The sequence below is a fragment of the Desulfovibrio fairfieldensis genome (genome assembly GCF_001553605.1).
Taxonomy (GTDB): Bacteria; Desulfobacterota; Desulfovibrionia; order Desulfovibrionales; family Desulfovibrionaceae; genus Desulfovibrio; species Desulfovibrio fairfieldensis.
This window is the reverse complement of the sequence record NZ_CP014229.1, coordinates 2,691,324-2,709,915: the sequence shown is the minus strand read 5'-3', so window position 1 is coordinate 2,709,915 and position 18,592 is coordinate 2,691,324. Positions and strand designations below refer to the sequence as shown.

The 18,592-nt window shown below is 63.6% G+C and carries 18 protein-coding genes; 12 read left to right on the top strand and 6 right to left on the bottom strand.

Features of this window, described 5'->3' with window-relative positions:
- The first annotated feature begins 126 nt into the window (after positions 1-126).
- Positions 127-636: a hypothetical protein gene (locus AXF13_RS11485; RefSeq protein ID WP_150116173.1), complete on the top strand. Its 510-nt coding sequence runs from the start codon at positions 127-129 to the stop codon at positions 634-636.
- An 8-nt stretch (positions 637-644) separates the two neighbouring features.
- Here the strand turns inward: AXF13_RS11485 and AXF13_RS11480 are convergent, their stop codons facing one another.
- Positions 645-962, bottom strand: a complete 318-nt coding sequence (locus AXF13_RS11480) for a TusE/DsrC/DsvC family sulfur relay protein (protein WP_008682206.1) — start codon at positions 960-962, stop codon at positions 645-647.
- A 344-nt stretch (positions 963-1,306) separates the two neighbouring features.
- Positions 1,307-1,975 carry a CBS and ACT domain-containing protein gene (locus AXF13_RS11475; protein ID WP_008682205.1) on the bottom strand — a complete coding sequence of 223 codons (669 nt, stop codon included), beginning with the start codon at positions 1,973-1,975 and terminating at the stop codon, positions 1,307-1,309.
- A 179-nt stretch (positions 1,976-2,154) separates the two neighbouring features.
- On the opposite strand from AXF13_RS11475, the gene larC reads away from it, so the two are divergent.
- Complete coding sequence (gene larC / locus AXF13_RS11470) at positions 2,155-3,303, top strand: nickel pincer cofactor biosynthesis protein LarC (RefSeq protein ID WP_062253401.1); 1,149 nt, start codon at positions 2,155-2,157, stop codon at positions 3,301-3,303.
- A gap of 83 nt (positions 3,304-3,386) precedes the next feature.
- Positions 3,387-3,917, top strand: a complete 531-nt coding sequence (locus tag AXF13_RS11465) for a hypothetical protein (RefSeq protein WP_062253399.1) — start codon at positions 3,387-3,389, stop codon at positions 3,915-3,917.
- A gap of 193 nt (positions 3,918-4,110) precedes the next feature.
- Here AXF13_RS11465 and AXF13_RS11460 read toward each other — a convergent pair whose 3' ends face one another.
- The 4 genes from AXF13_RS11460 to AXF13_RS11445 all read right to left on the bottom strand — a co-directional run bounded on the left by AXF13_RS11460 (position 4,111) and on the right by AXF13_RS11445 (position 7,548).
- The gene (locus tag AXF13_RS11460) at positions 4,111-5,319 is read right to left on the bottom strand and encodes an FprA family A-type flavoprotein (protein ID WP_008682201.1); all 1,209 of its coding nucleotides are present in this window, start codon (positions 5,317-5,319) and stop codon (positions 4,111-4,113) included.
- A gap of 114 nt (positions 5,320-5,433) precedes the next feature.
- Complete coding sequence (locus AXF13_RS11455) at positions 5,434-5,571, bottom strand: rubredoxin (RefSeq protein ID WP_009302824.1); 138 nt, start codon at positions 5,569-5,571, stop codon at positions 5,434-5,436.
- An 83-nt stretch (positions 5,572-5,654) separates the two neighbouring features.
- Positions 5,655-6,035, bottom strand: coding sequence for a desulfoferrodoxin (locus tag AXF13_RS11450; protein WP_008682199.1), 381 nt, complete (start codon positions 6,033-6,035; stop codon positions 5,655-5,657).
- Between the two features lie 238 nt (positions 6,036-6,273).
- Positions 6,274-7,548, bottom strand: a complete 1,275-nt coding sequence (locus tag AXF13_RS11445; RefSeq protein ID WP_062253397.1) for a phosphodiester glycosidase family protein — start codon at positions 7,546-7,548, stop codon at positions 6,274-6,276.
- A gap of 247 nt (positions 7,549-7,795) precedes the next feature.
- Between AXF13_RS11445 and AXF13_RS11440 the strand changes: the two genes are divergently transcribed.
- The 9 genes from AXF13_RS11440 to flgK all read left to right on the top strand — a co-directional run bounded on the left by AXF13_RS11440 (position 7,796) and on the right by flgK (position 18,566).
- Positions 7,796-8,665: a methylenetetrahydrofolate reductase gene (locus tag AXF13_RS11440; protein ID WP_062253396.1), complete on the top strand. Its 870-nt coding sequence runs from the start codon at positions 7,796-7,798 to the stop codon at positions 8,663-8,665.
- A gap of 432 nt (positions 8,666-9,097) precedes the next feature.
- Positions 9,098-10,471: an MFS transporter gene (locus AXF13_RS11435; RefSeq protein ID WP_062253395.1), complete on the top strand. Its 1,374-nt coding sequence runs from the start codon at positions 9,098-9,100 to the stop codon at positions 10,469-10,471.
- A gap of 67 nt (positions 10,472-10,538) precedes the next feature.
- Positions 10,539-11,921: a phospholipase effector Tle1 domain-containing protein gene (locus AXF13_RS11430; protein ID WP_062253393.1), complete on the top strand. Its 1,383-nt coding sequence runs from the start codon at positions 10,539-10,541 to the stop codon at positions 11,919-11,921.
- 125 nt (positions 11,922-12,046) lie between these two features.
- On the top strand, positions 12,047-12,481 hold the full coding sequence (locus tag AXF13_RS11425; RefSeq protein ID WP_062253392.1) for a DVU0524 family FlgM-associated protein: 435 nt from the start codon (positions 12,047-12,049) through the stop codon (positions 12,479-12,481).
- Between the two features lie 92 nt (positions 12,482-12,573).
- Positions 12,574-12,882: a flagellar biosynthesis anti-sigma factor FlgM gene (flgM, locus tag AXF13_RS11420; RefSeq protein WP_009302828.1), complete on the top strand. Its 309-nt coding sequence runs from the start codon at positions 12,574-12,576 to the stop codon at positions 12,880-12,882.
- 180 nt (positions 12,883-13,062) lie between these two features.
- The gene (locus AXF13_RS11415; protein WP_062253390.1) at positions 13,063-14,175 is read left to right on the top strand and encodes a flagellar basal body P-ring protein FlgI; all 1,113 of its coding nucleotides are present in this window, start codon (positions 13,063-13,065) and stop codon (positions 14,173-14,175) included.
- A 1-nt stretch (position 14,176) separates the two neighbouring features.
- Positions 14,177-15,679, top strand: a complete 1,503-nt coding sequence (locus AXF13_RS11410) for a rod-binding protein (protein ID WP_062253389.1) — start codon at positions 14,177-14,179, stop codon at positions 15,677-15,679.
- A gap of 280 nt (positions 15,680-15,959) precedes the next feature.
- Positions 15,960-16,427 (top strand): flagellar protein FlgN, encoded by a 468-nt coding sequence (locus AXF13_RS11405; protein WP_223299910.1) that lies wholly within the window; start codon positions 15,960-15,962, stop codon positions 16,425-16,427.
- Between the two features lie 3 nt (positions 16,428-16,430).
- The gene (gene flgK / locus AXF13_RS11400) at positions 16,431-18,566 is read left to right on the top strand and encodes a flagellar hook-associated protein FlgK (protein WP_062253385.1); all 2,136 of its coding nucleotides are present in this window, start codon (positions 16,431-16,433) and stop codon (positions 18,564-18,566) included.
- Positions 18,567-18,592: the final 26 nt, after the last annotated feature.

The window sequence follows — 18,592 nt, the reverse complement described above, 5'->3', positions numbered from 1 at the left end:
GCGGGCTTGCCGGGGGAGGACGGCGTGGGCCGCGTGGTGTCGCGGTTCTCGTGGGCGGCCCGGATTGCGCGGCCGGAGCCTCTTCTTCCAGCGCCGGGCCAGGGGGGGGACCGGGGGCGGGCTTACATGTCCAGCACCGGCATCGCCCGCATCGACAAAGCTGAACTCCAGTTTTTCAGCCGTGGCCGGAAGAGCTTGCGGCGGCATCCGCGCTGCCGGGTCAGGCAAGGGATTCCCTTCGTCGTCGTCGCTTTGGGGTTCGACGTCCCCGGCGGGCGGCATTTCCTGGGCCCGCACGTCGTCCCGGCCGGATGCGGAAAAAGATGTCGCGTCTGCGCGCAGGTTCCGGACTTCCCGGCGGAGTGCGTCAACCTCGTCGCGCAGGGCCGCCAATTGCCGACGTTGGCCTGCGCCGCGCGCAAAAAGGACGATCAGACAGATCAGGATCGCCAGCGGCACCAGTATGGTCAGAGCGACTATTTCCTCCACGCGGCCTCCCGGATGCTGTGGCCCGGACGGACAGTCCGATTTTGGGTCAACATAGCGTGGACGGACACGGCGGGCAAGGCGAGGAGGCGGAACGCGGACAATAAAAAAAGCGGAAGGGATATCCCTTCCGCTTTTTCCGAAAATTGAAGCTCGGACTACACGCAACCGGTGGGCTTGGGCAGGCCGGCCATTTTGCAGGCGCCTTTGCCGGGGCCGGAGGGGAAGAGTTCGTACACTTCCTTCAGCTTGTAGCCGGTGTTTTTGGAAAGAATGCGCACCATGGGAGCGATGCCGTTCTTTTTGTAGTAGTCCTGCAGGAAGTCGAGGATCTTCTGATGATCAGGGGTGATCTCGGAGATGCCTTCGGATTCCTTCACATATTCCATCCATTCGGGGCACCAGTCGTCAAAACGCAGCAGGAAACCATCTTCGTCAACTTCAAAGCTTTTACCTTTATAGGTGATCTCAGCCATGCGTGTCCTCCTTGGACAGATATTGCTCAACTCGCCGGGACGATATGCCCTGGCGCTACGCCAGCCGGAATGTCCGACCCCGGCCGAATTCCGCTTGGAAGCGCGATTGAGAACCCAATCGCAATACACGAGCCCTTATGTCATAAAACGGTGTCGATGGCAAGCCCCGCGCACTTTTTTTCACGTCTCCCAGCACATTTGTCGGAAAAATTTGCTATATATTCCAAATAGCTATTCCAGATGGCGACGCGGCCCGGATCAAGCTCAGCCCTTATTTACCGCCGTTGTTTCGCGGCGCGCCGCGCATGGTGAAGGCGCGAGAGCATTTCAACGTGAAACAGCCCCTAAACCAGATGCACTTCGTTGCGCGCCCAGTACAACAGATGGGCATGTTCCTTGACGTCGGCGATGACCGCTTCCTCGGCTTCGCGGTTTTCCATTTCGCGCAGACGCAGAAAGACCTTGCGGTTGCCTTCCTGATTGTTGGCCGAGAGCACGGAGAGTATCCGGGCCCCGTGCGCGCGCAGCAGGTCGAAGACGGGCTTCATGGCTCCGGGCTGGTTGGCGATTTCAATGCCCAGCTGGATGCCGCCCTCGCGTACGCCGGTAATGCTCACCAGGGCCTTGAATACGTCCTGGTCCGAAATGATGCCCACCAGACGTCCGCTTTCCTCCACCACGGGCAGGCCGCCGAACTTGTTGTCCAGCATCAGCATGGCCGCTTTTTCCACGGTATCCGTGGGTTTGACTGTGAAGGGCCGGGGCGTCATAATATCTTTGGCCTTGAGTTCGGCCAGCAGGTAATGCATCTCATACATGTCGAGGGTAGTGGCCTTGGAAGGCGAGGCGTCCCGGACATCGCGGTCTGAAATGATGCCCACCACATGGCCCTTGTCGTCCAGCACGGGCAGACGGCGTACGCTGTTGTCGCGCATCAGCTTGCCGATTTTGAGCAGGGACGTTTCGGGCGTCACGGTAATCACTTCGGTGGTCATCCAGTTCTGTACGAGCATGCTTCCTCCCCTGGGCGGTTGAAATCGTTGGCGCGGGCGTGGCGGGCGGCCGGCCGGTCCGTGCGCCGGGAACCGTGTTCCCGGCTTTATCCATACACCAAGGGCGGGCTGCCGCACAAGCCCGCCATGGCGCGACGCCCGCGGGCCGTATGCCTTTTTTCGGCGGAGGGAGTGGAGACATGGATTTATATCTGGATTGCGGCAACGGCATCAGCGGCGACATGACCCTGGCCGCCCTGGTCCATCTGGGGCTGGATATTGCCCCTCTGGCGTCGGTCCTGGCCCGCGCCGGTGTGAATTGCCGCATTGAGACCTGGCCCGAGACGCGCGTCGGCGGCCCCGGCAGGCGGGTGGACGTGAGCTGGGACGAGGTCCAGCCCCTGCGCCATCCGGCGGACATCGCGGCCGTCTTCGCCGTCCTGGATATGGGCGGCGCGGCGCGGCAACGGGCCTTGGCCGTGCTGGAGGCCCTGACCCTGGCCGAGGCCGAGGCGCATCAGATTCCGCCGGAAGAGGTGCACTTTCATGAGGTGGGGGCCATCGACACCCTGGTGGACATCGCCGGGGCCTGCTGGGGCCTGGAGCAACTGGGCGTGCGCCGGGTTACGGCCTCGCCCCTGCCCTGGTTTTCCGGCACGGTGCAATGCGCCCACGGGCTGATTCCGCTGCCCGCGCCCGCCGCTGCCTGGCTGATGCGCGGCAAGCCCGTGCGGCCCACGGACGCGCGCGAGGAATTGGTCACGCCCACGGGCGCGGCTCTGGTCCATGTGCTGGTGGATGAATTTACGGACGGCCCGCTGGGCGTGCTGCGCGCCTTGGGCACGGGCTACGGCTCGCGTCCGGCCCCGGGGGGGCTGCGGGCCTGGCTGGCGGAGCCCGCGCCCGAAGCCGTGTCGCACGCGCGGGGCGGCCGGGAACAGGTGCTGCAACTGGAGACCCATCTGGACCACCTCAGCGGCGAGGAGCTGGGCATGGCCCTCACGGCCTTGGCCGCGTCGCCCGAAGTGCTGGATGTGCTCTGGCTGCCCGGCATCGGCAAGAAAAACCGTCCCGCAGGCCTGCTGCGCGTGCTCTGCCGCCCGGAGGACGAGGAGGGCGTAAGCCTGGGCCTGCTGCGCCATACCCACAGCCTGGGCCTGCGGCGGCAATGCCTGGAACGGCTGGTGCTGCCGCGCGAGGCGGCGGAGCTGATCGACGCGGGTGAACGCCTGGAAGCCAAGGCCTATATCCTGGAGGGGCGGCGCTACGTGCGCGCCGAGGCCGAGGCCGTCAAATCGGCGTCGGCCCGCCTGGGGGTGGGCGCGCCCGCCCTGCGTTTCAAGGCCTGAAGCGCGGGCCGGGCTTGCTTCCGCTTCGGCTTCAGCGTATGAGCGGGGTAAGGCATTCATGCCTTTTATTTAGGAGGTAAGCAATGAAAATGTACGCTGTATGGCGACCCTTGAGCCTGTGCGCCGTGGCCGCCGTCGTGTGGATGGCCGGAGGCCTGAGCGCCAATGCCGCGCCCGTCGCCGACACGGAAAATACCCCGGTCGTGGCCGGTCATGCTCTGCCCGGCAAAACCGTGGCGGACAGGGACGATGGCCGCAAGCGTGAAGATTTTGAACGTCGCCAAGACCGTAAACGCGAGGATTTCGAACGCCGCCAGGACCGCAAGCAGGATCAGTTCGACCGGCGCGGAGACCGCAAGGCGGACAAGCAGGACCGCAAATACGACCGCCGTGACGACCGCCGGGACGGTAAATATGATCGTCGGGACGACCGCCGCTATGACGGACGTCATGACCGCGACCGTTACGACCATCGCCGGGACGATCGCGACCACCGCCGCGACGGGCGCTATGACAAGCGTCGCGACGACCGGCGGGATTATGACCGCCGCGACCATCGCGGCCCCGGCCCCCGCCATGACGACCGCCGTCCGGACCACATGCGCACGCTGTAAAAAAACGAACTCGGATTCTTGAATCTGAATGTGAAAAGCGCGCCCCGTTTGCACGGAGCGCGCTTTTTCGTCATTAATTTCTCCGCACCGGGTTCAAGGTCGCCGGTTGCTTGCTTTATCCGTACGGCTCACACGTCCGCCCAAGGCTCGCCTTTCTTGGCAGAAAACAAAAATCCTAATTTAGAAACAGCCCCTAGCCTTCCTGGCACTTCTTCTTGAGAGTCTCAGCCACGGTTTTGCCCAGCTCATGGCAGGCGCGGAATACGTCCTTGTCCGGAGCCCAGTTGCACTTCACGGGATCGGCGGGCATGTCCATATTCATGGCGGCCAGCTGTTCCTGGAGATATTTGGGCGCTTCGCCCGACCAGCCGTAGGAGCCGAAGGCGCCGCCCACGCGGTTGAGCGGCCGCAGCCCCTTCATATAGGTGAGCTGCGCGGCCACCAAAGGCAGCACCGTGTTGTTGTGAGTCGGCGAACCGGCCAGCACGGCTCCGCAGTCGGCCAGTTCGGTCATCACCGCGCTGTGGTGGTTGTGCTTCACGGACATGATCCGCGTGGGCACGCCGTTTTCCTCCAGGCCGCTGCATGCGGCATAGGCCATGCGCTCCGTGGACTGCCACATGGTGTCGTAGAAAATCAGGGCGCGCTGCTGCGGCTTCTGCTCGGCCAGGTTGCGGTACATGTCGATGATGAAGCGCACGGCCTTCTCGCCCCGGTGGATCAGGCCGTGGTCCGGAGCGATCATGTCGATGTCCAGTTTTTCCACCACGGGCAGGGTTTTGAGCACCATGGGGGAATAGGGCAGTATGATGTTGTAGAAATATTCCTTGATCCGCTTCACGAATTCGCCGTCGTCCCCGAAATCGTCCGCGAAACGGGCGCTGCTGGCGATGTTCTGGCCGAAGATGTCGTTGCTGATCAGCAGTTTTTCCTCGGGAATGTAGGAAACCATGCTGTCCGGCCAGTGCAGCATGCGGGTTTCCTGAAAGACGATGTTGCGGCTGCCGATGTTCAGGATGTCGCCGCTTTTCACGGCCTGCACGGGCCAGTTCTTGCCCGCGAAATACCCGGCCATGGACTTGAGCCCGGCCTGGGAGACGAAGATTTTTTCCGGCTTGACCCGCTCCACCACTTCGGCCAGGGAGCCCGAATGGTCCAGTTCGATGTGGTTGCAGACGATGTAATCCACTTTTTCGGGTGCCAGGGTCTTGGCCAGACGGCAGAGCAGCGTGCCTGCGCAGCCGGGAGCCACAGTGTCTATGAGCACGTTTTTCTGGTCTTTGATCAGATAGGCGTTGTAGGTGGAGCCGTCCGGCGAGCGGGAATAGCCGTGAAAGTCGCGGTGATCGTAATCAACGCAGCCCACCCAGAAAATGTCTTTTTTGATTTCAACAGGTTGCATGTCAATTCTCCAGAAAGTGCAAAGTGGAAAGGAAATTCTCCGTCATTAAAAGCCCCGCCCCGCCGGCGGACCGGCAAGGCGGGGAAAGACGGAAATACAAACCACAATCAAAACTTAGGCGGGATTGAACTGGTCCTTGCTCACGCCGCACACCGGGCAGACCCAGTCGTCGGGAAGCTGATCGAAAGGCACGTTGTCATGTTCCGCCGGGTCATATTCATAGCCGCAAACGCTACAGACGTATTTCTGCATGGATATTCTCCTTTTTTCGATCCGCGCGCACGGGCCGCGCGGTCATGCTTGCCGAAATTAGAGCAATTTTATTTTGAAATGCTTTAGTTCTCAGCCTTCCACAGCCCGTGCAGATTGCAGTATTCACGGGCGGTCACCTTGGCGGCGTCGATTTCGAAGAAGGCTTCGGGCGCGTCGCCGGGCTTGAGGAATTTGGTGTAGCTTCTGCCGTCGGCCAGCAGCTCGATCCACTCAATGTAATGCTTTTCTTCCATGGGATGGGCCATGCTGCCCACCTTGACCTTGTAGCCGCCGTCCACTTTTTCGATCACCGGCACGTGTTTCTCCAGCGCGCCGTCGGTGGAGCCTTCCTTCATGAGCTTCATGGGCTCGCCACAGCAGACGAGTTCAGCGCCGCCGCCGTGCAGAACTTCAACAATATTGCCGCAATGGGTGCATTTATAAATTTCCAACTGGTTGGGCATAATAATCCTCGCTATGTCATAAAAAAACTATGAAGGCATCGGCCTCTCGGGGCTCGGATGCCCGGCCCGCAAACGGGGCGGATTTGCAAACACACCGGCGGGCCGGACCCGCTGGAAGGCCTTTCGGCGTTGTGGCCGGGCCGGATGTGCCGACCTGCCGTTCACCGAAATTCCGATACAGATTTTGGGCTAAAAACGGTTTTTTGTAAAGGCTTTTTACAGGTAATAAGAATATTTCTTATTTGTGGGCGCCTTCAGGCGACGGAACCGTGTTGGTCGACGCCGGATCAACATGCGCCGGGGAGGGAGAGCTTTCATCCGGTCCCGCGGCCGCTTCCGCAGGAGGTTGGCCGGGAATCCGGGCAGTGGGGGAGTCGGCGGTTTGAGCGGGCTTTGTGTCGGGCGTCGGGGCGGTTGTGGTGGGCGTTGCTTTGCGGCGCGCGCCCAGCACGTTGGGCAGAGTGGCCTTGAGATTGCCGGTCACCAGAAAAGAGACGGCGTGGCGTCCGGCCAGCTCACGCCGGAGCGAGGCGGAACGCACCAGCAGGCCGGCCTGGGCCCCGCCTTCCACATACATGACGGTGCGCACGTCCAGCGGCAGGTGCAGGAGCTGCTGGGCAAAGGCGTAGGCCTCCACGGGTTCGCGGCAGTGCAGGAAGAGAATTTGGCCGTCGCCGTCCTGGGCCACGGCGGAAATGGAGTAGAGAGGGCCGCCCGGAGCCCAGAGAATGCGCCGTTCGGCATTAATCATCCGGTAATTCTGGACCACCAGGCCGTAGTGGTCGATGCGCTGCCTCCAGTCGGGGCTGTCACGATCCAGGATGGCCGCCGGGGGCAGATTGGGGCTGTCGGGCCGGGCTACGAAAAAGGCCCCGAAGCGCTGGACCAGACGCTTGTTGTTGACGTGTCCGCCCTGGCGCATGTAGCCGGTGCTGGTGCTGCCGTCGGGCAGATACATGCTGGCGTTGATGGCCGCCGTAAGATCGTATTGCTCGCCCCAGTCGCTCAGGGCGCGGGCCGGGCGGCCGTCCTGCGAGCTGGCGCAGAGTATGAAGTCGAACCGGGCGGGGTCAATGCGCAGGGCCGTGAGCCGCGCTTCGCTGTCGTTGAGCTGAAATTCGCCGAAGGCCAGGCCGGGTTCCAATTGCGTCCAGGCCGGGCGGCCGTCCCGGTCCACGCCCTGTTGGCCGGGGACCGGCGCGGGCGGAGGCATGTTGCCGTTTGCACTGTTGCCTGCTTCGGCTTCGCCGCTGCCGGGCGCATTGTCCGCAACTTCCGGAAGCGCGGCCTGATCGGCCGTGAAATCGGGTGACCCATTGTCCGCAAGGTCAGCCGCCGGAACGGACGAGGACAGGAACAGCAGCCAGCAGAGCAGGGTCAGGCCGCGCACGGGCGCAAACCAGAGCCGGGCACGGGGGCGGGCGTGCTGTGGCGCGCGGCACGGCACCAGGGGGAAATAATCCGAAACGCTGTCATCACAGCGGGTTATCTTTGACCGTAAAGGCACGTACATGGTTTTCCCTTACGACCAAGTCCGGTCTTTGGCAAGACGGAGCACGTCGGAGGGAAGACGGGAAACAGATGGCGGCATTGACATATCAGCTTATCTTGATATACACATAATTAAGTTGCTCAACGACACGCAAGCGGCCCGCGGGCCCGATGTCTACTTTGAAAAATAAGACACACAAACCCGTAAGGGGTTGCGCGCCGCCGCGGGCGGCGTGGCATCCCGCCAGGCCCCGGCCAAGGAGCGGAACATGCAGATAGGCACGCTGATTCAAGCCGCCAAAGCGCCTTTTTTCTCCCTGGAATTTTTTCCTCCTTCGGACGAGGCCCAGCTGCCGGGCTTTTACGCCACAGTGGAACAGCTGCGCGCCCTTGATCCGCTCTTTGTGTCCGTGACCTACGGCGCCGGGGGCGCGCGGCAGCACAGCACCCTGGCCGTCACGGCCGAGCTGGCTAGGCGCGGTTTTACCACCATGGCCCATCTGACCTGCGTGGGGGCCGAACCCGGGAACATCGCGGCTTTCCTCAAGGAGTTGCGCGCCGCCGGTGTGGGCAATGTGCTGGCTCTGCGCGGCGACCCGCCCAAAACAGGCAACTGGGACTGGAAACAGGGTTATTTTCAGCATGCCGCCGACCTGGTGGCCTTCACGCGCGAGCATGAACCGGACATGGGCATCGGTGTGGCCGCCTATCCCGCGCCGCACCCCGAATCCCGCTCCTTTGCCCTGGACCGCCGGTACACGGAGGAAAAACTGCGCGCCGGGGCGGACTTTGCCGTGAGCCAGCTCTTTTTTGACGTGCGCGAGTATGAAGCCCTGGTGGAAGATCTGCGCGCCAAAGGGCTGAATGTGCCGGTGGTGCCGGGAATTCTGCCCATTCAGAGTTTCGATTCCCTGCGCCGGGTGCTCTCGCTGTGCGGGGCCAATATCCCGGGCAAGCTCTATCTCAGCCTGGAGGAAGCCCACCGCAAGGGCGGGGCCGAGGCCGTGCGCGACGCGGGCCTGGATTTCGCCGTGCGCCAGATCTGTCAGTTGCTGGAGTGCGGCGCGCCGGGCATCCACCTGTATACCCTGAACAAGGGTGATCTCTGCCTGCAGATCGCCGAGGAAGTGGGCATGTAGCGCGGCGCGCGAGCAAGACCTGCGGGACGCCGCGCCATTGCGTTACGGCTACAGCGGGGCAGGGGGGCCTGGGGCGGCCCAAACGCCGGGAGGCGTAAAACCACTGTGTCCGCAGGGCTCGGAATACCTCATCACATACGACAAGCCCACTAGGGCGTGTTAACACTACGTTCTTTCGCCCGCTGGCGTCGTCGAACTTCACCTTTTATTCCGGTCACGTACCGTAAGAGTACGCTCCCTTCATAAAAGGGTCGTTTTCCTAGCCAGCGAACAAAATCCCAGTAGTGTTAACGCGCCCTAAAACAATTATCTTTAGAAAGGTAACCTGCTATAAATACAAAATAACTCTGTCCACGGACGGAGAACGGATTGACCCTGACGCCGCGCCGCGCGTGTTGACCCTCCCCCGCCGCCGGAGATATATGCTGCGGCATGCCTATTGAAAAAAATCATCGCCGCCTGCTGCTGGCCGTCTGTACGGCGCTGTTCTTCATGCCGTTCATGATGGCCGGGGTCAACGCCGTTCTGCCGCCCCTGGGCGAGAGCCTGCGGGCCAGCGCCCGCCAGCTCGGCCTGGTGGGGGCCTTCTATTCCTTGGGGCTGGCGGTGTTCCAGCTGGCTTCGGGCAGCCTCGGCGACATCTGCGGCCGCCGCCGCGTCTTCCTCTGGGGCATGGGCGTCTTCGCCCTGGCCGGGGCTCTGCTCGGTTTTGTGGATTCCGCGCCGCTGTTTCTGGTTTTGCGCTTTGTGCAGGGCGTGGGCGGTGCCATGTTCAACGCCAGCGGCCTGGCCCTGCTGGCCTCGGCCGCGCCGCCGGGCCAACGCGCCAGCTATCTGGGCTTCAGCGGCGCGGCGGTCTATGCCGGTATTGCCTGCGGCCCGCCCGTGGCCGGATTCATCGCGGGCTGGCTGGGTTGGCGCTGGTTGTTCTGGGGCAATGCCCTGGCCGCCGCCGGGGCGTTTCTGCTCATGAAGTACTGCGTCAAGCTGGAATGGCGCACGGCCGAGGGCCAGCCCTTTGACTGGTGGGGTTGCATCATTTACGGCTGCGCCATGGCCGCCCTGACCTTCGGCGCGTCGGAACTGGCGGAAAGCCCGGTTCTGGCCTGGGGCCTGCTGGCGTCCTTCGCGCTTCTGCTGGCCGTATTCTGCCTGCTGGAGCTGAAAAGCCGCTATCCTCTGCTGGACATCCGCCTGCTGGCCCGCAACCGGGTCTTCGCCCTGTCCTCGCTGGCGGCCTTTGTCAACTACAGCTCCTTTTTCGGCATGCTGTTTTTTTTCAGCCTCTATCTGCAGGTGGGGCGCGGCATGAGCGTGCAGGAGGCAGGTTTTTTCCTGGCGCTGCAATCCGTGGTGCAGGTCCTGACCACGCCGCTGGCCGCGCGCCTCTGCAATGCCTGGAATCCCGGCTATGTCTGCGCCGTGGGCGTGGCTCTGTGCGGCCTGGGGCTCACGGCGGCGGCCTTCCTGCAACTGGACTCGCCCCTGAGTCTGCTGCTGGGGGCGCAATGCCTGCTGGGCGTGGGCATCAGCCTGTTCGCCCTGCCCAACACCACCATCATTCTGGAAAGCGCCGGGCCGGATCACGTGGGCCAGGCCTCCGGGCTCACCGGGGCCGTGCGCACCGGCGGCCAGCTCTGCAATATGGTGGTCATCACCCTGACCCTGAGTCTTTTTCTGGGCCAGGAGGCCGTGAGCATAGCCAATATCGACGGTTTTCTGCGCAGTATGCGCACGGACCTGATCATTTTCGGCCTGCTCAATCTGCTGGCCGTGGGCTTTGTCCTGGCACGCAACCGGCAATAAGGCAGGGCGGATGCCCGCCGGTCGCGCCGGGAAACACAGGCCCTGGCCGCAACCGGCAGGAGTCGCTATGCCTTCATCAACAGATACCGGCGGGCCGGACCTGCGCATCGGCATTTTTTTCGACGGTACGGGCAATCATAAGGATCTGCGCGCAACCGCGGCCCGGCCCACTAATATCGCCGCCCTGTACGATCTTTATGCCACGGACGGCCAAAGCGTGTTCGCGGCCTATGTGCCGGGCATCGGCGTGTATGATTCCGCGGGCAATCTGCGCGGCGATCCCCTCTCTCTGGCCACGGGACTGGGCAAGTCCGGCGGTTATGCCCGTATGGCCGACGCGGCGGAAGGCCTGCTGGCGGTCTTTCAGCGGGTCTGGCCTTTCCCGCCCGCGCGGATCGTGCTGGATGTCTTCGGTTTCAGCCGGGGCGCGGCCCTGGCCCGGCACTTCGTCAACGCGGTGTTGCTGGCCGGTCTGCCGGACCCCCGCCGCCCCATGGACGCGAGCGCGGTGCCCCGTCCCATCCGTCCCAACCTTCGGGTCATCCGGAACCAGGGCTACGGTCGTCTGGACTGCCCGCTGGAGATCGGTTTTCTGGGCTTGTTCGATACTGTGGGGTCCTTCGGCCTGCCCGGCAATGCCGACGAAGGCGATTTCGACGTGGCCCTGGGACCGGAAATCGTGGCCCGGACCCTGCACCTGACCGCCGCCAACGAGTACCGCCGGAATTTTCCCTTGCGTTCCATTTACGACGGCGCGCCCAATACCGGCAATGAGGCGGCCTGCCCCGGCGCGCACGGGGATGTGGGCGGGGGCTACGCGCCGCCCGGCGCGGCAAATCCGGAACATATCCTTGTGGGCGTGGCGGAGGTCAGCGCCCGACGCGGCGGCGGATCCACCGTGTATGTCTTTCCGGACACGCCCCCGGAACTGGAAGCCCTGTTCCGGCGCATACTGACCCCCTGGCCCGGCAGGTCCCCGGCCGCTCTGGCCCGGGAGGCCCTGGATAAGCACGGCCTGGTGCTGCGCCGCGCTCCGCAGGCGGCCAGTGAGGGCGACGAGATATTGCGGGTGCGGTTTTTCGTGCCCAAGCGCACGCGGGAGACGCTCGGCCTCGTGCCGTTGCGCCGCATGCGGGACAGTGCCGCGCGTCACGGCGTGCCCTTCCGGGAGCTTGACCCGGAGCGGGAGCGAGAGGCCTCGCGGGTTGCGGCGGCGCGGGCGGGAGACCCCCTTGTTTTCTGGCGGGACTATATCCATCTTTCCGCCGTGGCGGACACCCGCTACAGCCGCTGTTTCAGCCTGTCCGCCGACGGGCGGGTGATATTGCGGCCCGGCCTGACGGAGGCGGATCTGCCCAAAACACGACATATCGCGGACGGCATTTTTCTTGTGGACGGTCCGGCGGCAAGCGGCAGACGGGTCATCTTCGATAACGGACGAAAAAAGTAAGAAATTTAATTCGATGTATTTCCATAGGTTATCTGAAAAAAATGGCGTTATGACGCCAAAAAGCGTAAAAAAGTCTAAAGTTTCACGGTGGAAGGCCGAAAACACCAACAGGGACGGAAAATATCATGGCCGATACGACCACCGCGCAAATGCGCATCATGCTGCAAGGCTATGAGCAGCAATTGCTGGCGGCCCGTCGGCTGGCCCGTTTCCGCGTGCGGCGGCGTCTGGCCGAAGGGCTGGAGCCGCAGGACCCCGACCCGTCCGTCAAACGCCGCGCCTATGTGGAAAAAGTGGCGCAGGAATTGTTTGACAGCCTGATCTTCACCGGCAGCGACAATCCCGTGGTGGAGGAAATCCGCCGGGAACTGGGCAAGGCCGTGGGGCAGGAGGTGCAGTTCACCTACCCGCCGGGCGGCAGACTCTGCATCGTGGGCCAGGGCCCCGAGGGGCCGCGTCCCCTGAGTGAAGAGGAACAGCGCCGCACGCGGCATGTTCTCTGGCGCATCACGCGCCAAAAGGTTGACCAGAGCATGTTGGAAAAGCCGTCCGGGCAATAGGGGGACATGCGCCCCGTGCCGGACGCGAGCGGAGCCGGCGTCGAGAAGCTGTGAGGCGGGAGGACGCCTGCTCTGGATTGGAGAAAAAGGATATGGAAATTCAGACCAATACAAACCCGTTACTGGATCCCTACGCTACCGGCCTGGAAAAAAGCGGCGAGGCCCGCGCCCGGGCCAGAACGGAAAGCCAGTCCGACGGAGAGCGGGGCGATACGGTGAGCGTCTCCCAGGACGCTTTGCTGCTGACCGAGGCCCGCCGCACCGCGCAGAATACGCCGGACGTGCGCGCCGACAAGGTGGAATCTCTGCGCATCCAGGTAGCCAACGGCACCTACCAGCCGGACAGCCGCCTCATCGCGGCCGGACTGGTCCGGGAGGAGCCGGGCCTCTTCCGAATATAGGCAACGTGTCTCCGTCCCGTCCGCGTCGTCTATTCGGCGACGGGCGTATGCACGATGTTTTTTCGCCGCTTCCCGTAAGGGGGGGCGGCTTTTTTCATCTGGAACATTTAACTTTGAACTGCTCCGGGCATGCTTCCTGCATAAAGGTTTACGCCGGTTCTCCGGCAAGGAGCATGCGCCATGAAATTGACGATCACCCGCCATTACGCCCTCTGGTTGGCCGTAGCGGCCCTGCTGCTCTGCTGGGCCCTGCCCGCCCAGGCGGTACGCATCAAGGATATCGCCACCTTTTCCGGAGTGCGCGACAACCAGCTCATCGGCTACGGCCTGGTGGTGGGCTTGGCGGGCACCGGCGACAAAAAGGATTCCGTCTTCACCCTCAGTTCCATGAAAAACATGATGGACCGGATGGGCATCGGCGTGAATTCCTCGGCCCTGAAAATCAAGAATGTGGCCTCGGTCATGGTCACGGCGCGCATGCCGGTCTCCTCCAAGCCGGGCAGCCGCCTGGACGTGACCGTCTCCTCGGTGGGCGACGCCACTTCCCTGCTGGGCGGCGTGCTGTTGCAGACCGCGCTCAAGGGCGTGGACGGCAAGACCTACTGCCTGGCCCAGGGTTCGTTGACCGTGGGCGGCTTTTCTGTCACCGGAGCGGCGGCCAGCACCCAGAAAAACGTCAATACCGTGGGCCTGATCCCCGGCGGCGGCATTGTGGAGCGGGGCATCCCCTTTGAGTTCAACCAGCAGGACAAGCTGACCCTGAACATGCGCGTGGGGGATTTTTCCACGGCCCAGCAGATCGCCGAGCGTCTCAACGCGGCCATGGGCGGCCCTTACGCCCGTGCCGTGGACGCCATGAGCGTGAGCGTGGACGTGCCCCCCCAGTACAAGAGCAATCTCGTGCCCCTGATGGCCTCGGTGGAGAACCTGGAAGTAACCCCGGACACCGCCGCCAAGGTGGTGGTGGATGAAAAGACCGGCACTGTGGTATTGGGCCGGGACGTACGCATTTCGCGCGCGGCTGTGGCTCACGGCAATCTGCAGATCACCGTCCAGGAAAGCCAGCAGGTTTCGCAGCCCGGTCCCTTTTCCCAGGGCCAGACCGTGGTCACGCCCCAGACTGACATCAACGTGCGTGAGGAAAACCGCCGCCTGGTCATGGTGGAAGGGGCCACCCTGCAGGAACTGGTGGACGGCCTGAATGCCATCGGGGCCACGCCCCGCGATCTGATTTCCATTTTGCGCAGCCTGCAGGTGTCGGGCTCGCTGCATGCGGAGCTGGAGGTGATCTGAGATGACCGCGCCCCTCAATGCCGTCCCGGCCGCGATCCCGCCGGAAAGCGCCCGCAACGAAGGTTCCCGCCGCGAACTCCAGGCCAAGCTCGCCGGTCTGGGCGATCTCGGCGGAAAAAAGATTTCGCCTGAGGCCAAGGCCAAGAAACTGCGCGAAGCCTGTGAGGGTTTCGAGTCGGTTTTCATCCAGAAGATGTGGCAGGAAATGCGCAATACCCTGCCCAAGAACGGCCTTCTGCATGGCCGCGATGAGCAGTACTGGCAGGACATGTATGATCAGGAATTGTCCAAAAGCATGACCTCGGCCGGCGGCATCGGTCTGGCGGACATGATGTACGAGCAGCTTTCGCGCAATCTGGTGTCGGCCAGCCGAGGCGCCGCCGGGTCGGGTCGCGGCGCGTCCTTTACGCCCACGGCGGCCCCGCTGCTGCAGGCGGCGCCGAAAACTCCGGAAGCTACGGCGGTTGCGGACGCGCCGTCAGCGGCCCATGCCGCCCAGGCCCCCCAGGCTGCGGGCCGCAGGGATGCCGTGCCCTCCGTCTATGACGGCGCGGCTCCGCAGAGCGGCGCCATGGACCGGCAAGCCGCCGCGTCCCGGGTGGCTGCCTCTGCCGACAACGGCGCGGACGCGCGCAGCGGGACAGAAGCCCTGAGTAATCCTGAAGTGGAACGGGCTTTGGCCGCCCTGCGGGCGCAGCAGGCCCTGGCCCCGCCCGCGCAGGGACGGGTGGAAGCCGTGCCCGCCGGACAGGGCGTGAGGCGGCAGGAAGCGTCTTCCGGCCTGGAACTGGCGCAGATGGCCCAGCGCGAGGCCGGGGACAAGCTCGGCCCGCGTGCCGTGCGGCCTCCATTGCGGCATCCGGCGCGGCCCGACGGGGCCCTGCTTCAGAACGCGGCCTTTACTCAGGCCGCGCCGTCGGCGCAAAGCATAAGCCAGTCGGCCATACCTGCGGGAACGCCCACGGCCGTGCAGGCGGCCATGTCTTTTGCGGGAGCCATCCCCGGCGCGCCTTTGGCGTCGGCGGCGCAGCCGGGGGTAATGCCCGCGCCGCAGACTCAGGGCCAGGGGCGGAATCCGGCGCAGGCCGCCGACGCCGCGCCGCCAACCCGCACAGTGCGTTACACCACCAATATTCCACAGAAAGGCCGCAGGCGCGGCCAGGAGCTGATCCGCACCCTGAACACGGACGGCACCGGGCCGAGCAGTCGCGCGGGCGCGGGCCTGGCCGCCTATCATGCCGCCCAGATCCAGGCGCAGTCCCAACCCGCCCAGGACGCTGCCCAAAGCTCCGTTCAGAATTCCGGCCGGACTGTCGCCCCGGCTGGCGCGCAGGCGGCGAATCCGGCACCGGTTCAGGCCGCCGCACAGCCCGCGCCGCACGCCGGAGACCAGGCCGTGCCGCCGCTGACCGCGCGTTCGGCGGAGGGCCGGAGCGCATCAGGCAACGGCGCGGCGGATTCCTTTGCCATCCCGCCGCTGACGGCCGGGGATCTGCGCGGCTAGTAAAATTGTTCTCATTTGAAAGGTGAGACGCATGCAACCCTGCGGGTTTTGCGGCGTCCAGGCCGCCGTGAGTCAGCGAAGCCCCATGTTTTTTTTGCTGTGCGATCTTCACGCCCAATCGACAGGCGAGGCGTAACATCTCACTCGAAACGTTGATTCAGGTATGACCGTTTAAAAGGGCATGGATTTTGCTTGATCGGGATCAGGCGGCAGTTTCTGCCCGGCGCGCGGTATGCCGCCCGCAGGCGGCTCCCTGATCGTCAAGGCCAAGCGAGGCAGTATGTACCAGAGAATTAAGGAAAGTTTATCCCGCCAGGACAAGGCGCTCGCGCTGTTGCGCGATCTGCTGGAAGAGGAATACCACATCCTGCTGGCGCGCGACACGGACGGCGTGGTGGCGCAGGAATTTTCCGTCCAGGAGCTGATCCGTCAGCTGGCCGTGGAAAAGACCACGGTCATCAAGGCTCTGGACGGCGTGCGCGTGACGGAATACGCCCGCTCGCTGCCCCAGGAGCAGGGCGAGGCCCTGCGGGCGTTGTTCCGCTCCGTGGATCAGGGCGAGCAGGAGGTTTCACGCCAGGCCTCGCGCAACGCCCAGCTTTCCCTGGCGCTGCTGGACCAGAGCAGCCGCACGTTGCAGGCCCTGACCAGCAGGGCTATGCCTCCCAGAGCCGAAACCTACGGACGCAGGGGCGGCATGCGCCCTGAAATGCATCCTCAAGCGGCCATTATTTCCGGGAGGCTCTAAACCATGCTCTATGGTCTGCTCAACATCGGCCAGTCGGCCCTCAACGCCTCCCAGGCCTGGATCTCGGTCACCGGCAACAACCTTGCCAATGCGGATACCGAAGGCTACTCGCGCCAGTATGTGGACCAGCGCGACGCCGGCGGCCTGACGGCCAAGCCGGGCGCACAGGGGCTGGGGGTCAACGCCCAGCAGATCATGCGTTTCTTCGACTCGTTCCTGGAGCGGTCCTACGTGCGCCAGGCCACCAATTCCGCGCGTTGGGACGAGCAGGACACCATCATGACCTCGCTGGAGAATATCTTCAACGAGTCCAACCGGGCGGGCCTCAGCTCCTCCCTGAACAAATTCTTCACCGCCTGGCAGGATCTGGCCCTGCGCCCGGAGGACACGGCCACCCGCGAGAGCCTGCTTTCCTATGCCGACAACCTCAGCGACATGTTCGGCAGCACCATGGACGGCATCAAGGCCATCCAGAAGGAGATGGACGTTTCCATCGGCCAGACCGTGGACCGCGTCAATGATATCTCCAAGGCCATTGCGGATCTCAACCGGCAGATCACGTCCAACACCGTGGACGGCGTGAGCAATCCCAACAGCCTGCTGGACAAGCGCGATCAGTTGGTGCGCGAGCTGGCCTCCCTGGCGGACGTGGAGACCATCGACAACGGCAAGGGCAATTTCCGGGTGCAGCTGAGCAACGGCCAACCCCTGGTGGACGGGCAGAACAGTTATGAGCTGAAGATCATGGGCCCGCAGGCCGAAAACCGGCTCACGGTCAATTCCCCCTATAAGGGCTCTGTGCAGTTTGACGGCGCGGACAGCCATGAATACACGGTGGAGATCGTCAACGGCGGCAACGCGGGCGACGTGCCGCCGCCGCAGTTCCGCGTTTCCCTGGACGGCGGCAAGACCTGGCTGCGCGACGACGACGGCAAGGAGCTGCATTACGACATTACGGACAGCGACGGCGACGGCACGACCGACCAGGTGCTGGTCAAGAACCTGAAAATTTCCTTCAGCGCGGCGGACAATTTCCACGCCGGAGACAAGTTCGACATCATGCCCAAGGACGGTCTGTACTGGATCGAACCCACGCGCGGCCCGGAAAACATCACCCCGCAGATCGGCTTTGACGGCACGGACAACCTCAGCCGCCTCACCGGCGGCAAGCTGGCCGCGTACTACAATATCCGCGACGACAACTGCGGCCGCTACATGGACGAGCTGAACGCCGTGGCCTCTTCCCTGATCTGGGAAGTGAACCGCATCCACAGCCAGGGCTCGGGCCTGAGCATGCTGGATTACGCGCAGGGCCAGCAGCGCGTGGAAGACATCACCAAGGCCCTGGGCTCGGCCCAGGCCATCTTGCCCTTCTCGGACAAGCTTCAGGCCGGCAACGTCAATTTTCATTTCTACGACAAGACCACCGGCGAGTACAACTCCTCCGGCATGCTGGATTTTGATCCGGCCACGCCGGGCATTCAGAATTTCGACCCCGACAAGCACAGCCTGGAAGACGTGCGCGACGCCATCAACAATATGGTGGACGCCGACGGCAACCCCATCGCGCCGCCGCCGCTCAACGCCAGCATCCAGGACGGCAAGCTGATCATTGAAACCAATCCCGCCGCCGATGTGACCTTCGGCATGGGCGCGGATTCCACGGGCCTTATGGCGGCCCTGGGCATCAATACCTTTTTCAGCGGGGACAGTGCGGACAACCTGGCCGTCAACAGCCAGGTGCACAGCAATGCCAACCTCATCGCCTCGGGCCAGGTTAACGGCCAGCATCAGGCCAATGCGGGCGACAACGCCACGGCCACGGCCATCGGCAAGCTGGCCGACAAGAAAATCACCATTTCCACCCTCTGGAAGACGGTGGATAATCAGAGCATTTCCGAATATTACGCCAACCTGGTCACCACCGTGGGCTCGGACCGGCGGCTTTCCAAGACCAATTCCGAGTACCACTCCGCCCTGACCAACGATCTGGCTGAGCGCACGGCTTCGGTGTCGGGCGTGAACATGGACGAAGAAATGAGCAATCTGATCAAATTTCAGCACTCCTACACGGCGGCGGCCAAGCTGATCACCACCGCCGATCAGATGCTGCAGACCCTGCTCGGGCTCAAGCAGTAGGGCAGGGCATTTCAGGCCTGACATGC